This is a genomic window from Acuticoccus kalidii (genome assembly GCF_021556395.1).
GTDB classification, from domain to species: domain Bacteria; phylum Pseudomonadota; class Alphaproteobacteria; order Rhizobiales; family Amorphaceae; genus Acuticoccus; species Acuticoccus kalidii.
Map to the genome: position 1 here is coordinate 178,184 of NZ_JAKGCS010000024.1, position 16,685 is coordinate 194,868.

At 67.2% G+C, this 16,685-nt stretch carries 14 protein-coding genes; 5 read left to right on the top strand and 9 right to left on the bottom strand.

Going from position 1 to position 16,685, the window contains the following annotated elements; genetic code table 11:
* Positions 1 to 5: 5 nt before the first annotated feature.
* Both L1787_RS14290 and L1787_RS14295 read right to left on the bottom strand, forming a co-directional pair.
* A complete protein-coding gene (locus L1787_RS14290; RefSeq protein WP_235709515.1) occupies positions 6 to 1,418 on the bottom strand; it encodes a cytochrome ubiquinol oxidase subunit I in 1,413 nt (470 codons plus the stop codon).
* A gap of 168 nt (positions 1,419 to 1,586) precedes the next feature.
* Positions 1,587 to 2,468, bottom strand: a complete 882-nt coding sequence (locus L1787_RS14295; protein WP_235709516.1) for a LysR family transcriptional regulator — start codon at positions 2,466 to 2,468, stop codon at positions 1,587 to 1,589.
* A gap of 90 nt (positions 2,469 to 2,558) precedes the next feature.
* On the opposite strand from L1787_RS14295, the gene L1787_RS14300 reads away from it, so the two are divergent.
* Positions 2,559 to 3,494, top strand: a complete 936-nt coding sequence (locus L1787_RS14300) for a DMT family transporter (RefSeq protein WP_235709517.1) — start codon at positions 2,559 to 2,561, stop codon at positions 3,492 to 3,494.
* Between the two features lie 42 nt (positions 3,495 to 3,536).
* On the opposite strand, the gene L1787_RS14305 is transcribed toward L1787_RS14300, so the two are convergent.
* The 5 genes from L1787_RS14305 to L1787_RS14325 form a co-directional block, all read right to left on the bottom strand.
* Positions 3,537 to 4,511: an ABC transporter permease gene (locus L1787_RS14305; protein ID WP_235709518.1), complete on the bottom strand. Its 975-nt coding sequence runs from the start codon at positions 4,509 to 4,511 to the stop codon at positions 3,537 to 3,539.
* Complete coding sequence (locus L1787_RS14310; protein WP_235709519.1) at positions 4,504 to 5,601, bottom strand: ABC transporter permease; 1,098 nt, start codon at positions 5,599 to 5,601, stop codon at positions 4,504 to 4,506. Before L1787_RS14310 ends, L1787_RS14305 begins: the two co-directional genes overlap by 8 nt.
* Positions 5,598 to 7,172 carry an ABC transporter ATP-binding protein gene (locus L1787_RS14315; protein WP_235709520.1) on the bottom strand — a complete coding sequence of 525 codons (1,575 nt, stop codon included), beginning with the start codon at positions 7,170 to 7,172 and terminating at the stop codon, positions 5,598 to 5,600. Before L1787_RS14315 ends, L1787_RS14310 begins: the two co-directional genes overlap by 4 nt.
* A 40-nt stretch (positions 7,173 to 7,212) precedes the next feature.
* On the bottom strand, positions 7,213 to 8,208 hold the full coding sequence (locus L1787_RS14320) for a BMP family lipoprotein (protein ID WP_439648296.1): 996 nt from the start codon (positions 8,206 to 8,208) through the stop codon (positions 7,213 to 7,215).
* Positions 8,209 to 8,349: 141 nt separating this feature from the next.
* A complete protein-coding gene (locus L1787_RS14325; protein ID WP_235709522.1) occupies positions 8,350 to 9,195 on the bottom strand; it encodes an isopenicillin N synthase family dioxygenase in 846 nt (281 codons plus the stop codon).
* A 171-nt stretch (positions 9,196 to 9,366) separates the two neighbouring features.
* On the opposite strand from L1787_RS14325, the gene L1787_RS14330 reads away from it, so the two are divergent.
* Both L1787_RS14330 and L1787_RS14335 read left to right on the top strand, forming a co-directional pair.
* Entirely contained in the window at positions 9,367 to 10,326 is a 960-nt protein-coding gene (locus tag L1787_RS14330) for an acetamidase/formamidase family protein (protein ID WP_235709523.1), read from the top strand.
* A gap of 140 nt (positions 10,327 to 10,466) precedes the next feature.
* Positions 10,467 to 11,447, top strand: a complete 981-nt coding sequence (locus L1787_RS14335; RefSeq protein WP_235709524.1) for a dihydrodipicolinate synthase family protein — start codon at positions 10,467 to 10,469, stop codon at positions 11,445 to 11,447.
* Positions 11,448 to 11,481: 34 nt separating this feature from the next.
* On the opposite strand, the gene L1787_RS25765 is transcribed toward L1787_RS14335, so the two are convergent.
* Positions 11,482 to 12,558 carry a mandelate racemase/muconate lactonizing enzyme family protein gene (locus tag L1787_RS25765; protein WP_255720519.1) on the bottom strand — a complete coding sequence of 359 codons (1,077 nt, stop codon included), beginning with the start codon at positions 12,556 to 12,558 and terminating at the stop codon, positions 11,482 to 11,484.
* Between the two features lie 80 nt (positions 12,559 to 12,638).
* On the opposite strand from L1787_RS25765, the gene L1787_RS14350 reads away from it, so the two are divergent.
* Positions 12,639 to 13,631, top strand: a complete 993-nt coding sequence (locus L1787_RS14350; protein ID WP_235709525.1) for a LysR substrate-binding domain-containing protein — start codon at positions 12,639 to 12,641, stop codon at positions 13,629 to 13,631.
* Positions 13,632 to 13,795: 164 nt separating this feature from the next.
* Positions 13,796 to 15,127 carry a family 16 glycosylhydrolase gene (locus L1787_RS25870; protein ID WP_304523966.1) on the top strand — a complete coding sequence of 444 codons (1,332 nt, stop codon included), beginning with the start codon at positions 13,796 to 13,798 and terminating at the stop codon, positions 15,125 to 15,127.
* Between the two features lie 36 nt (positions 15,128 to 15,163).
* On the opposite strand, the gene L1787_RS14370 is transcribed toward L1787_RS25870, so the two are convergent.
* Positions 15,164 to 16,633, bottom strand: coding sequence for a M81 family metallopeptidase (locus L1787_RS14370; protein WP_235709526.1), 1,470 nt, complete (start codon positions 16,631 to 16,633; stop codon positions 15,164 to 15,166).
* Between the last annotated feature and the right edge of the window lie 52 nt (positions 16,634 to 16,685).

Genomic DNA, 16,685 nt, shown 5'->3' on the forward strand with positions numbered 1-16,685 from the left:
ATCGCCTACTCCCCAGCCTCGATGACTTCGCGTCCGACGTCCTTGGCGCCCGAGAGCGGCCGGCGGCCGCTGACGTCCTCGTCTTCGCCCTTCGTGCGGACGTGTGGGCCCACCTTCAAAAGGCGGTTGATGTAGTAGGTGCCCGCCGAGAACACGATGCCGTAGACGACGACGAAGAGAATGAGCGACGTCAGGACGGCGCCCGCCGAGACGGGGGAAACGGCGTCCGCGGTGCGCAGGATGCCGGTCGCGAGCCAGGGTTGCCGCCCGGTCTCGGTGGTGTACCAGCCCGCCAGAACGGCGATGAAGCCGATCGGCCACAGAAACCGGGCCAATCTCAGATAGGTGCGACTGTCGAAGAGGCGGCCTTTATACCACAGATAGCCGCCGGTGATCACCGCGAGCATCATGATGCCCCACATCGCGAGCATGATGCGGAAGGTGAAGAAGGGGATCGCGACGGTCGGCCGGAGGTCTTCGGAAAACTCTTTCAGCCCCTTGATCGTCCCGTCGAGCGAACGGGTGAGGATCAGGCTGCCGAGATAGGGAATGGCGATCTCGTAGTCGTTGCGCTCCTCGGCCTCGTTCGGCCAGGCGAAGACGACCCAGGGAAGCGGCCCCTCGGTGCCCTCCTCCGAGCCCCAGACCCCTTCCATCGCGGCGACCTTCACCGGCTGATATTTCAGGGTGTTCTCGCCGCTGGCATCGCCCAAAAACCCCTGCAACGGCACGAGCACGATGAGGATGCCGAGGCTCATGCGCAGCATCGTCTTGGCGTTCTCGGGCGCGATCCCGGCGAGCATCCACCGCGCGCCCGAGGCGAACACCACGAACGCCGTCGTGATATAGGCCGCGACGACCATGTGGCCGAGCCGTGTCGGAAAGGTCGGGCTGAAGATGATCTTCAGCCAGTCGACCGGATAGGCGATCCCATCCCGCACCTCGTGCCCGGTCGGAAATTGCATCCAACTGTTGGCAGATAGGATCCAGAAGGCCGACGCGGTGGTGCCGACGGCGACCGCGAGGCAAGCGCAAAAATGCAGCCAAGGCGGGACCCGGTCCCAGCCGAACAGCATGACGCCGAGGAAGGTCGCCTCGAGGAAGAAGGCCGTCAGCACCTCATAGCCGATCAGCGGGCCGATGACGTTGCCGGTGACTTCCGAAAAGCGGCTCCAGTTGGTGCCGAACTGGTAGGACAGGACGATACCCGACACGACGCCCATGCCGAACGAGACGGCGAACACCTTGGTCCAGAACCGGGCGAGATCGTGATAGCGGTCGTTCCGGGTCTTCAGCCACATCCCCTCGAGCGTCGTGATCCAGGCGGCGAGCCCGATCGTGAAGGACGGGAAAATGATGTGGAACGTCACCGTGAACGCGAACTGGAGACGGGCGAGGACGACGGGATCCAGCTCCATCGAGACTATCCTTTTCGAGGCCGGAATATCGGCGAAAAGCGCGTGGGCTGCGGTCGAGTGGTTAAACTTGCCGCGGACCGCAATCTCGATCAATTGCCGTCGGCCGACAAAATGCCAAAATGTCCAATCGGTTGTGTGACGATCCGAGGCCGGGCGCGGTGGCGCCGGTCACATCGTGCGGACCTCGCCCCCGCCCGGCCATGCCGCGCGCAGACGATCGGCGACCGCGTCGACGATGAGGCGATCGTTCGGGCCGAGGCTCGGCGCCCGGTGGAAGCGGATCTCGGCGCCGGGGAGCGGCGGCAGGCCGGGCGGCTCGATCCGGCGCAGGCCGGCCGGCATCATCCCCTCCTTCACGATCGTCACCGCGAGCCCCTGGCGCACGATCGCCTCGACGGCGGCAAGGCTCGGACTGACGAAGGCGAGGCGCCAGGCCGTGCCGCTCGCGGTGAGGGCCTCGATCGCCCATTCTCGGAACAGGCAGTCCGGGTGCGAGAGCGCGACCGGCAGCGGATCGCGCTCTTCGACGGCCCGGTCCGGCGCGGCCACCCAGACCGGCCGCTCGCGGCAGATGAAATCCCCCTCCTCGACGCCCTCCGGGTGCATCGCGAGGACGGCGTCGAACCGTGTGCCGAGCCCTTTGAGAAAGCGCCGCGTCAGGCCGATCTCCATTTCGATCTCGACGAGGGGAAACCGCGTCGCGATGGCCGCGATCACGCCGGGAAGGACCGCCGCGCCATAATCCTCCATCACGCCGAGCCGCACGCGGCCGACGACCCGCTGCGGCGAGAGCCGAGCGAGCGCCTCCTCGCCGAGTGCCAGGATCCGGCGGGCATCGAGGAGGAACCCCTCCCCGGCTGCCGTCAGACGCACGTGCGCGGTCGACCGCTCGAAAAGGGCGACGTCGATGCGCTGTTCGAGACGGCGGACCTGAAGGCTCACCGCGGACTGGGTGCGGTTCAGCCGGCCCGCCGCGCGCGTGAACGACCGCTGTTCGGCCACGGCGACGAACGCGCGCAAGAGTTCCGGGTCGAGGTTCGCGCTCTTCATTGCGAGATCTTATCAAGGCGATTGCATTAATTCGATTCCGTTCGGACGCCGCGCCGCCTATCACGGATGGTGACGAACCCGGACGGCACCATGGAACTCCTCGGCATTCTCGCGGCGATGCTCGCGAGCGCACTCGGCGGCACCGCGGTCGGCGCGACGCGCTACCTCGCCGACGCCCTCGACCCGTTCACGATTGGCGCGGTCCGTTTCGGCGGCGGCTTCGTTCTTCTGTTGCTGATCGCGTTCGGACGCGGCGAACGCTGGCCGTCCCGACGGGACTGGGGGGCGACGGCGGCGCTCGGCCTTCTCCTTTTCGGCCTCTTTCCGATCCTTTTCAACGCGGCGATGATCTTCACCACCGCGGCGCGGGCCGCGCTCGCTTTGTCCACTGTGCCCCTCCTCACCATGGTGACGGGCGCGGTCCTGCGCGTCGAAGCGCTGAAGGCGCGTAAGTTGGTCGGCGTGATGATCGCGATGGGCGGCGTCGTCTTCGCGCTCGGCGTCAATGCCTCGCTCGCGCCGGACGGCGCCTGGCGCGGCGACCTCCTGATGCTCGCGGGCGCGGTGTGCATGGCGCTCTACAACGTGCTCTCGCGCCCCTTCATCGCCCGCTCCGGCCCCATCCCCTTCGCGGCGACGGGCATGGGGATCGGCGCGGCCGTCCTCGTCACAGCTTCGCTGGTCTCCGGCGGTTTCGGCGATCTCGCCGCGCTCGACACGGGCCAATGGGTCGCCAACCTTTATCTTGCGATCGTCTGCGGCGCGCTGATCTTCTTCTTGTGGGCTTATGCGCTCGGCCGCACCTCGCCGACGCTCGTCGCCGTATCGGTCGCCCTCAATCCCATCACGGCCTCGATTTTCGGCCTCGCCCTTCTCGGCGAGGCGGTGGGCCCGGCGTTGATCGTCGGCCTCGTCGCGATCCTCAGCGGCATCGCGATCGCGTCGGGCTTCCTCGCATTGACGCCCGTTCCGCGCCTGCGCCTCAACGCGTCGCGCGGACGCGGTGCGGAACCGCCCCGCCTCTGACGCCCGCGCCCCGCGATCGGGCCCACACTTTGCGCCGTCCCCCTAGCGCTCCTTCACATAAGGGATGCTGAGAGCGCGAGGCGGGATCGCCCGCCCGAAAAAGCCGGCGAGGAGGATCACCGTCAACACGTACGGCGCGACGAGGATCACCTCGACCGGGATCTCGCCGATCACCGGAAGGTCGACGCCGGAAAGCCGCGAGGCGGTGCTTTCGAGAACGCCGAACAGCAGGCACGCGAACAGCGTCGGCACCGGCTTCCATTTGCCGAAGATGAGCGCGGCGAGCGCGATATAGCCGCGCCCCGCGCTCATCTCGCGCACGAAGCCGCCGCCATGGGCGATCGAGAGATAGGCCCCGCCAATGCCGCACAGGAGCCCCGCGATCAGCACCGCCCGGTAGCGCAGCCAGGCGACCGAATAGCCCGCACTGTCCACCGCCTCGGGCGCTTCCCCGACGGCACGGAGCCTGAGGCCGAAGGTCGTCGAGAAGAGGACGAAGCCCGTGATCGGCACCGCAAGGATCGCGAGATAGACGAGGAGATTCTGGCCGCTCAGAAGCTCGGCATAAAACGGGCCGAAATAGGGAATGTCGGCGAACGTCTCGGTGAAGGGCAATGTGATGTCGCCGAACCGCTCGGGCCGCGACAGAGGCGGCGTCTGCCCGCCTTGGGAGAACATCGCGATTCCGAGAACCACCGTGAGGCCGGACGCGAGGATGTTGATTGCGACGCCGCTCACGATCTGGTCGCCCCGGTGCGTCACGCACGCGAACGCATGGACGAGGGCGAGCGCCATTCCCGCCGCGATCGCCGCGAACAGGCCGAGCCAGGGCGAACCCGTCGCGCTCGCCGCGGCCGCCGCCGCGAAGGCGCCCATCAACAGCTTGCCCTCGAGGCCGATATCGACGACCCCCGCCCGCTCCGAGAAGAGCCCCGCCATCGCGCAGAAGATCAGCGGCGCCGACAGGCGCAGCGTGCTCGCGAGGATCTGCATGAGGTCGAGCCAGGCTTCAGCCATGGGCGAGCCTCGCGCGCGGCGTCAAGAGGCGGGCGAGCGGGCGCTCCAGCATGAAGGCGAGCGCGCCGGAGAAGAGGATGATCAGCCCCTGGATGACGAGGACCATCTCCCGGTCGATCGTGTCGAACTCGAAGGAGAGCTCGGTGCCGCCCTGATAGAGCGCGCCGAACAGGAGGCTCGCGAGGACGATCCCCACCGGATGGCTCCGCCCCATCAGGGCGACCGCGATGCCGGTAAAGCCATATCCCGCGGTATAATTGAGGACGAGCTTGCCCTGCGCGCCGATCACCTCGTTGATCGCCATCAGCCCCGCGAGCGCCCCCGAAATGCACATGACGACGATGACGGTCCGCGGCACCGCGACGCCGGCATAACGGGCCGCCGGCTCGCTCTCGCCGAGGGTGCGGACGCGAAAGCCGAACGGCGTGCGCCAGACGAGGAGCCACACGCCGACACAGGCGAGAAGCGCAATGACGATCGACACATTGAGCGGCGACGGCGCGGCGTCGATGCCGACCGCCCGCAAAATCTCGTGCACCTTCGGCAGGAGCGCGTCGAGATTGCGGGTCTGCGGCGTCGACTGGCCGGGCCGCATCAACGCGCCGGTGAGGAGCGCCACGAGGAGCCCGGCGGCGATGAAGTTGAACATGATCGTGGTGATCACGACGTGGCTGCCGCGCGTTGCCTGAAGGAGGCCCGGCAGGAAGGCCCAACCCGCCCCGAATATCGCGGCGGCGAGGATCGCGAGCGGGATCACCAGGACGACCGGCAGATAGGGATCGAGCGCGAGGCAAACGAGCGCGACGCCGAGCCCGCCGATCGCCGCCTGCCCTTCTCCGCCGATATTGAAGAGCCGCGCCTGGAAGGCGACCGCGACCGCAAGGCCGGTGAAGATGAAATTGGTCGCGTAATAGAGCGTGTATCCGAGGCTTCCGGGATACACGAACGCCCCCTGAAGCATCACCGTCAGCGCCCGCCACGGATTTTCTCCGATGAGAGCAACCACGAGACCGGCGACCAGGAAGGCGAGCAGAAGGTTGAGGAGCGGGATCACCAACAGGTCGGCCCAGCGCGGCAACGGCGTCGTCACAGGATCGCCTCGTCGCGATAGACGGGCTCGGCCGTTCCCGTCGGCAAGGGATGGGCAACGCCCGCCATCATCAGGCCGACCGACTGGCGGTCCGCCTCTGCCGCGTCGACGATACCGACGATGCGGCCGCCATTCATCGCCATGATACGGTCCGACAGCGCCAAGATCTCGTCGAGCTCGACCGAGACGAGGATGATCGCGCACCCCGCCTCGCGCAGCGCGAGGAGCTGGCGGTGGATGAATTCGATCGCGCCGACATCGACCCCGCGCGTCGGCTGGCCGACGAGGAGAATGCGCGGCGAGGCCCCGTGCTCGCGCGCCAGAACGAGCTTTTGCTGATTGCCGCCCGAAAAACCCGCCGCGCGCAAGGCCGGGTTGGCGGGCCGCACGTCGAAGGTGTCCATCAGGGCCTGACAGCGGCCCGTCATCCGGGTCCGGTCGATCATCCAGGGACGGCGGGCGCGCGCCTCGTCGAGATAGCCGAGAACGGCGTTCTCGCGCATCGCGAAGGGGAGGACGAGCCCCTCGCGCCGCCGGTCCTCCGGCACGTGGGCGAGGCCGAGGGCTCGCATCTCGGCCGGATCCGACGGGCTCGCGGCGCCGATCTCCCGCGCTCCGATGCGCACCGTGCCGGCAGCCGGCGGCATCAGCCCGGCGAGCATCGCGAGAAGCTCCGATTGGCCATTCCCGGCGACACCCGCAACGCCCAGGATCTCACCCGCCCGCAGGTCGAAGGACACCTCGCGCAGCCGCTCCGCCCCGGTCTCGTCGCGGACCGATAGACGCTCCACCTGCAACACCACCTCGCCGTTCGCCGACGGGCTCACATTGCGCACCGGGCGGACGGCCCGGCCCACCATCAGCTCGGCGAGTTCCTCGCGGTTCGTCTGCGCGGTTTGCCGATGGGCGACCATCTTGCCGCGCCGCATCACAGAGACGTTGTCCGTGACGGCCATCACCTCGCGCAATTTGTGGGTGATGAGGAGGATCGTGACGCCCTTCGCCTTCAGGACGCCGAGGCTCTCGAACAGGCGGTCGGTCTCGTCGGGCGTCAGCACCCCGGTCGGCTCGTCGAGGATGAGGATGCGGCCCCCGCCGATCAGCGCCTTCACGATCTCGACCCGCTGTTGCAGGCCGACCGGCAGGCGCTCGACGACGGCGAACGGATCGACCTCGAGCCCATAGGCGCTGGAGATCGCGGCGATGCGGGCGAGGAGATCCTTGCGGCCGGCCTTCAAGAGCCGCGTCTTCGCAAAGCCGAGCTGGAGGTTTTCGAGAACCGTGAAGTTCGGCACCAGCATGAAATGCTGATGCACCATGCCGATGCCGCGCGCGATCGCGTCGGCGCTGGAGGCGAGCTTTACGCTCTCGCCGAAGAGCGCGATCTCGCCCGCATCGGCGCCATAGTGGCCGGAGAGGATCGACACGAGGGTCGACTTCCCCGCCCCGTTCTCGCCGATGATGCCGTGGATCGTTCCTTCGGCGACGTCGAGGTCAACGGCGTCGTTGGCCTGCACCGCCCCGAAGCGCTTGGAGATGCCGCGCAGCGAGATCGCGGGCGGCGCGCTCATCGGCGCCCCGGCTTTCGGATCGACGCCGACGTCACGCCGGTCAGAGGGGGCAGCTTTGGTCGTCTTCGTAATTGTGAACGGTGATCTCGCCGGCGACGATCTTGGCCTTCGCCTCCTCCATCGCCGCACGGATATCCTCGGTGAGAAGATCCGCGTTGTTCTCGTCGGCGACATAATCGACGCCGTCCTCGGCGAGGCCGAGGGTCTTGATGCCGGGGGTGAAGTTGCCGTTCTTGGCGTCCATCAGCGTGTCGTAGGCCGCATTGTCGACGCGCTTCAGCATCGAGGTCAGAACGGCACCGGGCGAGACGGCATATTGGTCCGAATCGACGCCGATCGCGAGCTTGCCCTCGTCCGCGACGGCCCGGATGACGCCGAGCCCCGTGCCGCCCGCCGCGTGATAGACGATATCCGCCCCGCGATCGATCTGGCTGCGGGCGAGTTCGGCGCCCTTTGTCGGGTCGTTCCAGGCGGCCGGCGTCGTCCCGGTCATGTTCTCAAGGACGGTGGCGTCGGGCTTCGTCGCCATGACGCCCTGCTTGTAGCCGCAGGCGAATTTGCGGATCAGCGGAATGTCCATCCCGCCGACGAAGCCGACCGTCCCCGTCTCGCTCTTCATCGCGGCGGCGACACCGACGAGATAGCTGCCTTCGTGCTCCTTGAAGGAATATTGGCGCAGGTTCGGCCGATCGAGCCAGTTGACGTCGATGATGGCGAACATCTGGTCGGGATAATCGCCGGCGACGACATCGATCGCGTCGGCCTGGGCGAAGCCGACGCCGAGGACGGGGTTGCCGCCACGCTGGGCCATGCGGGTGAGCGCCTGCGAACGCTGCGTCTCGTTCGTGACCTCGAACTCCATGACGTCGTCGCCGGTCTCGTCCATGAAGCGCTTCACGCCGTTCCAGACGCCTTCATTGAACGACTTATCGAACTTTCCGCCCATGTCGTAGACGACGGCGGGCTTGAAGTCCTGCGCCGTGGCGGCGGTGGCACACAAGAGGGCGCCGGCAACGCCGGCGAGCCAGGGCTTCACGGTCATGGACGATCTCCGGCTGCATCGCATTCGGAACGAAGCTTAGATCGCGTTCCGTCGATTTGGCTAGGGGATGGGCACGCTTGTTTTGTTCGCAATCGCGTGTGACGCCGCTGCGCGAAAATCGCGGCCGGCGCGGCGTCAGCTTCCGAGGCCGATCTCACGCAGCCGCTCGGTCAGATATTCGTTCGCCGTCCGCTCCGGCGACAGCCGCACCTCCGGCCGGGGATGGATGAACATCGGCATCGAAAAGCGCGGGCCCGGCTGATTCTCGGCCGGGTTCACCACGCGGTGCGTCGTCGACGGATAATAGCCGCTCGAGGCAAGCTCCAGCATGTCCCCGGTGTTGACCGCGATCATGCCCGGATCGCACGGCACGGCGTGCCAATTGCCCTCCCGGTCGCGCGCTTCGAGGCCGGGGGCGGACCCGGCGAGGAGAAGCGTGATGAGGTTGATGTCCTCGTGCGCGGCGGCGCGCGTTGCGCCGGGCTCGACCTCGACGCCCGCCTGCTCTGGATAATGAAGGATGCGCAGCATCGACATCGCGCTGCCGTTCAGCATCGACGGAAGCGGCTCGGAGAAGGTCTTGCGCACCTCCTCCGGGGTGTTGTCCTCGATCCAGCCGAGCATCGTCATGCCGAGGACGACGAGATCGTCGTAAAGGGCGCGCGTCTCGGTGGCGACGGCATCGGGCAACGGGGTCTTCGGGTAGACCTGAAAGAACTCCTTCAGGTCCTTGGTGGGCGAGCCCTTCGCGTTTTCCGAGCGGAAGGGATAATAGCCGGCCGGATCCGGCGCCTTCGCGCGAAACGCGTCCTTCGTGTCGGAGGCGAAGAAGGTGCCCCAATCATGATAGGCGGCATCGATCCGATCGGGGGTGATCGGATGGTCGGTCAGGACCGCGAAGCCCGTTTCCCGCAGCGACCGGGTGAAGGCGGCCGGCGCCTCCGGATCGCGAAAGCTCACCGCTTGAATGTTGAAGGTCATGTCCGTCGCTCGCTGCCAGTGACGGAGGGAATCTAGGCCGGTCCCCGCCTCACATCAAACCGCCCCGCGCCCGCCTTCGGGGCGAGACCCCTTGCGCGAACCGGCGCGGCGCGGTCGCATCGCCGTGCCGTCCGTGCGAAAATGCGAGACGCGAACACGACAGGACCCAGGATGACGAGCGAACTTCCCCCCGCCGACCACACCCTCGAAGCCGGCGCCGAGACCTGCCATTGGGGCTTCTTCGAGGCGGGCCTATCCCCCCGCCTCACCGTCGCCCCCGGCGAGCGAGTGCGGATCGAGACAGTTTCGGGCGGCCCCGCACAGCTTCCCCCCGAGGGCTTCACCGTCTCCGACGCGCTGCGCGAGGTCCACGCCAAGCTCGAACCACCGATCACCGGCCACATCCTGACGGGCCCGGTCGCGATCGAGGGGGCCGAGCCGGGCGACCTCCTGGAGGTGAAGATCGAAGGCATCGCGCTCGCCGCGGACTGGGGCTACACCTTCTTCAAGCCGCTCGGCGGAACGCTGCCGGACGCCTTCCCGGAGTTCCGCCAGGTCCACATCGCGCTCGACATCGAGGCCGGCCGCGCGACGACGCCTTGGGGCACGGTCCTGCCCACCCATCCCTTTTTCGGTGTCCTCGGCGTGTCGCCGCCCGCCTCCTGGGGGCGCTGCACCTCGATCATTCCGCGCCCGTTCGGCGGCAATCTCGACAACAAGGAGCTCGTTCCGGGAACGTCGCTCTTCCTGCCGGTCTACGTGCCGGGGGCGAACTTCTCCTGCGGCGACGGGCACGGCGCGCAAGGCGACGGCGAAGTGTGCGGGACGGCGATCGAAACCGCGCTCACCGGCGTCTTCTCCTTCGCCGTCCACAAGGGCAAGGCAACGGCGCGCCCCTTTGCGATCACGCCGACCCACATCATGACGATGGCGACCGGCCCGGACCTCGACCGCTGTGCCGAGGAGGCGCTCGGCGACCTCATCGCCTATCTCGCGCAGACCACCCGCCTCAGCCGCGAGGATGCCTATATGCTCGCGAGCCTCGCCGCGGACCTGCGCGTCACGCAGACGGTGAACCAGCACAAAGGCGTCCATTGCATGATCGCCCGCGATATCGTCGCCCAGTCCTGACGATTTCGGCGCACGAACGGCCTCTGCCATAGCGAACGGATATGGCAGAGGCGTAAATTGCGATGTGTCATCGGCCGCGAACGGTGCGATTGAAGCGCCGAGGGCGCGGCCCGCTCTCGAGCACGACAAGGGGGAACGGCATGGCGGCAAAATATCGGCGCGAGGATGCGAAGGCCTACGCGCGGGAGAACATGCGCGGCATCTGGGCCGCCGCGCTCACCCCCTTCAAGGACGACCTGTCGATCGACGAGGCGGGCTATACGAAAAATCTCGTCCATTGGTTCGATGATCTCGCGATCGACGGCGCGTTCATCAGCGGCAAGCAAGGCGAGTTCTTCGCCATGTCGGTGCCGGAGCGCAAGCGCACCTTCGAGATCGCGGTCGCCGCCGCGGACGGCCGAGGGGCGACGATCATGTCCTGCTCGGATCAGAACATGGACGTCGTCATCGATCTTGCCAAACATGCCGAGGCGATCGGCGCGGACTATATCGTCGTCCACGCGCCGCTCCTCCATTTCGTCCACGATCAGGACGAAACGCTGTACCAATATTACAAATACATCTCGGAGCAGGTGAACATCGGCATCGCCCTCTGGAGCCATCCGGACAGCGGCTATCTGATGAGCCCGGAATTGTGCGCCCGCATCGCCGACCTGCCGAACATCGTCGCGATCAAATACAGCGTGCCCCGGCCGATGTATCAAAAGCTCACCGAGATCGCCGGCGACAAATTGATCGTCAGCACGGCCTCGGAAGAGGAATGGCTCGACAATATCATCGAGCTCGATTGGCAGGTCTATCTCTGCTCCTCCCCGCCCTATCTGATCCAGACGAAGTGGGACCGGCGGATGCGCGATTATACCGACCTCGCCTTCGCCGGCGAGCACGCCAAGGCCCGCACCGTGCGTGACAGCCTCGACCCGGTGCGCAAGGCGATGAAGTCGACCCGCCCGGCCGACAAGCCGCAAGCCTCGCAAAAATATTGGCAGACCATTCTCGGCCAGGCCGGCGGGCCCGTGCGCCGGCCGATGCTTCCCCTCACCGAACCCGAAAAGGCCGCGATCCGCGCCGCGTTCGATACCTGCGGCCTCAAGCTCGGCCCCGCCGCCGCCGCGGAGTGACGTCCGGCGCGAGGGATATCCGGCGCGCGGTGTCTCAGCGGCCGGCGTGCCGGATCCGCTCGATCCCCGTGCCGATCCCCTCGGGCGGGGCGATCGCCCCGTCGACGATCTCGATCCCTCGATAAGGATCGCCTTCGAGGCGGACGAACTCGGCAAGTTCACACGGCAAATCGATCAGCGGCAAGCTCACCGCGACGTGGAGCGCATGGGCGACGAGGAGCTGACTGCCGACATTCGCCCCCATCCGGTAAGCGAGCCCGCCCGCCTCGCACATGCGGGCCATCCCGAGGGTCGCAAGGATGCCGCCCGAGCGGGCGAGCTTCAGGTTGATCCCGTCGACACTGCGATGGGCGGCGAGGCTCAGAACGGCGCGGGGTGAGGCGGCCGCCTCGTCCGCCTCGAGCGGGATCGCCGATCGCCACACTTCTCTCAGCGCGCCGAGCGCGTCGGACGGCACCGGCTGCTCGATCATCGTGACGCCGAGCTCATCGACGCGGGCGGCGAAATCGGTGGCGTCCGCGACGTCGAAGGCCATGTTGGCGTCGGCCGACAGGCGGACGTCGGCGCCGACCGCCTCGCGCACCGCACGCACCCGCGCAACGTCCTCGTGGACGGCGCCGGCGAGCTTCACCTTCAGCGCGCGATAACCCTCGCCCGCGAGCCGGGCGGCCCGTTCGGCCATCGCGTCCGGCGCCTTCAAAGCGAGGATGCGCATCACCTCGACCCGCTCGCGCGACTTGCCGCCGAGCAATTCGTAAAGCGGCACATTCATCGCGCGTGCCTTGAGATCATGCAGTGCACAATCGACCGCTGCGCGCGCGGGATTGGCTCCCGGCAATGCCGCATTTACCGCGGCCATCGCCGCCTCGATGGCGAACGCCTGACGGCCGATGATCAACTCCCCCGCGAGGCGCAGCGCCTCGAAGGTGTCGTCTTGGGTGGTGCCGAGGTGGGCGAAGGCGGCGGCGTAGCCCTCCCCCCGCGTCCCATCCTCGGCAATGAGGGTGAAGATGCATCCGTCATTGGTCGGGATCCGGTGGCCCGCGATCTGCCAGTCCGGGTCCTCGTCGGGGAGCGACACGCGCTCCACCTGATAGTCCGCAATCTGCAAGAGAAGCTCCCTCCTCGACGGCCGGCCGGTGGATCCGGCGCGCACCGGGCGCTATCAACGTCAGACACCGGGCCGCAACGATGGACAACCCACCACACCACGATATCGACGAGGAAGAGCGCCTGCGCACCGCGCTCGCGCAGCGCGTGAAGCTGCAACAGCTCCGTGTCTTCCTCGAGGTGGCGCGGCAAGGGAGCGTGTCGAAGGCGGCCGCAGTCCTCCACCTTGCCCAGCCCGCCGTCACCAAAACCTTGCGCGAGTTGGAGCGACTGCTCGGCGCCCAACTCTTCGAGCGTCAGGCGCGCGGGGTCGTCCTCACGCGGGCGGGCGGTCTGATCCTGCCCCACGTTCACGCGATCTTCGCCGACCTTGCCCGTGTCGGCGAGGCGATGAGCGCCTTCCAGCGCGGGGCGTGCGGCGCGGTCACCGTCGGCGCGACGATGGCAGCGCTGCCGGCGCTCTTACCGGAAAGCCTCGCGGACGCGGCGGTGCGGGAGGCGGGTGGGCTCGTTCGGGTGGTCGAAGGCACCGTCGAGCCGATGCTCGCCGCGCTCGATCGCGGCGAGATCGACCTACTCATCGGCCGCATCGTGATCGGCTCGCGCGACCATCTTGCCCACGAGATCCTGTTCGAGGATCCGTTCGTGCCGGTCGTCGGCGCCCGCCACCCGCTCGCCGGCGGCGTTCGCTCAGACGCCGACCTGTCGGCCTTTCCCTGGGTGATCCCGCCCTTCGGATCGTCCGCCGCGGAGCCGCTGGAACGCTATTTTCTGAAGAACAAGATCGTGCCGAACGGGCGGACGATCGAGACGGTGTCCTATCTGACGATCCTTCGCCTGCTCGAGCGAACCGACACGATCGCGATCCTGCCCGGTCATCTCGCCGCCGCGGAGGTGATGCGGGGAACCCTCGTCCCTGTCGCCCCGCCGCTCGCCGAGGGCCGCCTTCCGGTGGGCATCACCCGCCGCCGCGACCGCCCGCTTCCCCCCTTCGCTGAGACCTTCGCCGGCGCGGTCCGCCGCGCCGCGCGCGCGCTCGGCGGCGCAGATGGGCCGGACGCGGCCAAAACATGACCGAATTCTAAATGGACGCCATAGAATTGTCATGGTTTACTCCAGATGTTCGGATGTCGCGGATCGATCAATCGATCGCAGCGAAAGGATCAGCCCCGGCGCCCGACAATCAAACGAAACATAAAATAACGGGGCGGCGGCGCTGAAGCGGCCGAAGCAGTGATATGAACGAGATCGGCACGACCAAAGTCCTGATGCGGGACGACTTCAATGTCGACGGCAGGATCGATTCCAGCGTCTGGAAGCCCAATGTCGGGCAAGGCTCGTTTCTGGGCCTCACGCAGATGCGGCCGACGCTGCCGGTCGCCGAAGGCGGTGTGCTCCGCCTGAAGCTCGACACCTACAATCCCTCAGGCGATCCCCGGAACCCGACCTTTTTCGGTTCCGAGGCGATCACCAATGAATTTTTCGACGTCGGCAACGGCATCGCCTTCGAGGGCGAGATGCGCCTTGCCCAGCCTCAACGCGGGCTGATCGCCGGCTTCTTCCCCTATTGGACCGACCACAAGGTCCATGACGAGATCGACGTCGAACTCATTCCCAATCGCGGGCCCGACATCGTCCAGTCGAACATCTTCGTGAACAACGCCTTCGATGAGGGCGATTACAAACTTCACTCGATGGACGCGCCGCTGACCGAGTATCACACCTACCGGATCGAATGGCTGCCCAACACAGTGCGCTGGTTCGTCGACGGCGAGCTCGTCCGGGTCTCCGACGAGTCACCGACCCGGCCGATGGCGCTTCACCTCAACATCTGGGGTCCAGGCAACGGGTGGGACACCTCCGACCCCTCATTCAAGCCGACCGGCAATGCGAGCCAGAACCGCTCCGCCTTCTTCGAGGTCGATTGGGTGCAGGTGGTGGAGCTCGCCAACTTCACCGGCAGCGGGGCGAACGAGGCTCTTCGCGGCACGGCGGCGAGCGACATGATCCGCGCCGGCGGCGGTGACGACGTGGTGAATGGCGGCGCCGGCTTCGACACCATCTGGGGCGGCGCGGGCAACGATCACCTCATCGGCAAAGCGGGCGAAGATCACCTCGTCGGCGGCGCCGGAAATGACAGCCTCGCCGGCAACGCGCACGACGATGTCCTCCGCGGCGGCGCCGGCGACGACACCCTCGATGGCGGCCGCGGCACCGACACGATGGTCGGCGATGACGGGGCCGACACCTTTCTCTTCCGCAGCGTCGCCGATTCCCCCGCCGGCCCCGCCCGCGACCGCGTCGCCGATTTCGACGCCCAATGGGGCGACATGATCGACCTATCCGCGATCGACGCGAACATGCTCGTCGACGGCGATCAGAGCTTCCACTTCCTGCGGCGGGCCGAGTTCGGCAGCCGCCCCGGCACCGGCGATCAAGGCGAACTGCGCTACGAGGCCAGCGGCAACGGCATCCTCCTTCAAGGCGATGTCGATGGCGATGGCGTCGCCGATTTCGAGGTCTATTTGAACGGCACCGCCTCGCTCTTCGCGGACGCGCTGGTCCTTTGAGCCGAAAGGGGCCGGTGCCGCGCACCAGTCCCCTTATCAGCCATCGAGCCCGAGCGGATCGGGATCGAGCGGCCACATTGGCCGCGGCAGGCGCGTGAAGGGCAGCGCCGTCCAATCCGGATTGCTCGTTCCGGGCGTCGCCACGAAAAGCTGGCGGCGCGTGTTCTCCACGAACAGATCCTTGTGCTTATAGAGGTTCTTGATCGACACGACCTGCTTGTCGTCGAACGAGATGCCGTGAAGCGTGAGAAGGCTCAGCGAATAAAGGTTCGTCCGGTGCGTCGTGAGGAGGATCTCGATCCCCTCCACCCGCACCACCGCGATGTCGCCGATCGCGATCCGCTCGCCGGGCAGATGGTCCTGATAGGCGTCGCGTTTCAGGAGGAGCACCTCGACCTCCGCATCGAAGGGCGGGCCGGAATGCGGCTCGAACTTGCCGCCGATCCGCATCGGAAGGCGCGCCCCCTCGCCCACTTTGAAGCAGATCGCGACCGCCGAGGGATCCCAGAGCGGCGCGATCGCCGCATTGCGGATCCCCGCCTCGACGAAGGCGCGCAGGACGTGCGTCGTGTCGCCGGGTGCGCCGCTTCCCGTCTGGTCTGAGGTGTCGGCGATGAGGAGCGGCTTGTCGCCCTTGATCTTCGCCTCCTCGATCGCCTCCTCGAAGGGGGTAAAGGGCAGCGTCGCCTCGGCGCGGATCCGATAAAAGCGCTCGCCATAGTCGCGGGCCGCCGCGTCCGCCGCCGCCTGGTCCCCGTCGGCGACGGCGAGCATCTTCGCCCCGGCGAGCGGGACGTCGGCCCACGGAAAGCCGTGATTGAGCGAGAGGGAGACGATCTTGCCGACGCCCTCCCCGTCATAAAGGGACTGGGTGAAAGCAATCATCGGCCCCTCCATCGTGGTCGGGAAGAGGCCCATCGTCTTGCAGTCGAAGAGACCCATCACCGGGTCGATCTCACCCGCCAAGGTGCGCTTCATCAGGGTGAAGAGATCGTCCGCGCGCTCGGTATGGTCGATGTGCGGATACGTTTTGTAGATGACGATGAGATCGGCCGCGTCGACGATCGTCGCATCCATATGGGCGTGAAGGTCGAGCTCGATGCCGATCCGCGTTTTCGGCCCCACTTGCGCCCGCATCCGGGCGACGAGATCGCCCTCGCAGTCGTCATATCCCTCGGCCACCATCGCCCCGTGGAGGAACATCAAGACGGCGTCGACCGGCCCGGCCGCGGCGAGATCGGACAGGATGCGCTCGCGCATCGCCTCGTAATCGCGCCGAACGGTGAGGCCGGCGGGCGATGCGAAGGCGTGAAGGCTCTCGATCACCTCCCACCCTTCCGCCTTGCCGCGCTCCAACCAATGTTGCGCCGGGGCGGACCAGGGCGAGGCCGGCTTGGAGGCGATGTCCCCTTCCGACCAGAGCTGCACCTTGAAGTCGTCGATGCCGGTGGGGAAGGACGCAAACGTGCTTGTCTCCGTCCCGAGCGTTGCAATGAAGAGCCGCATCGTCCTGCTGTTCCGTGTCGATGGTGGGAAAAAAACCGCCGCGACGGCGCGG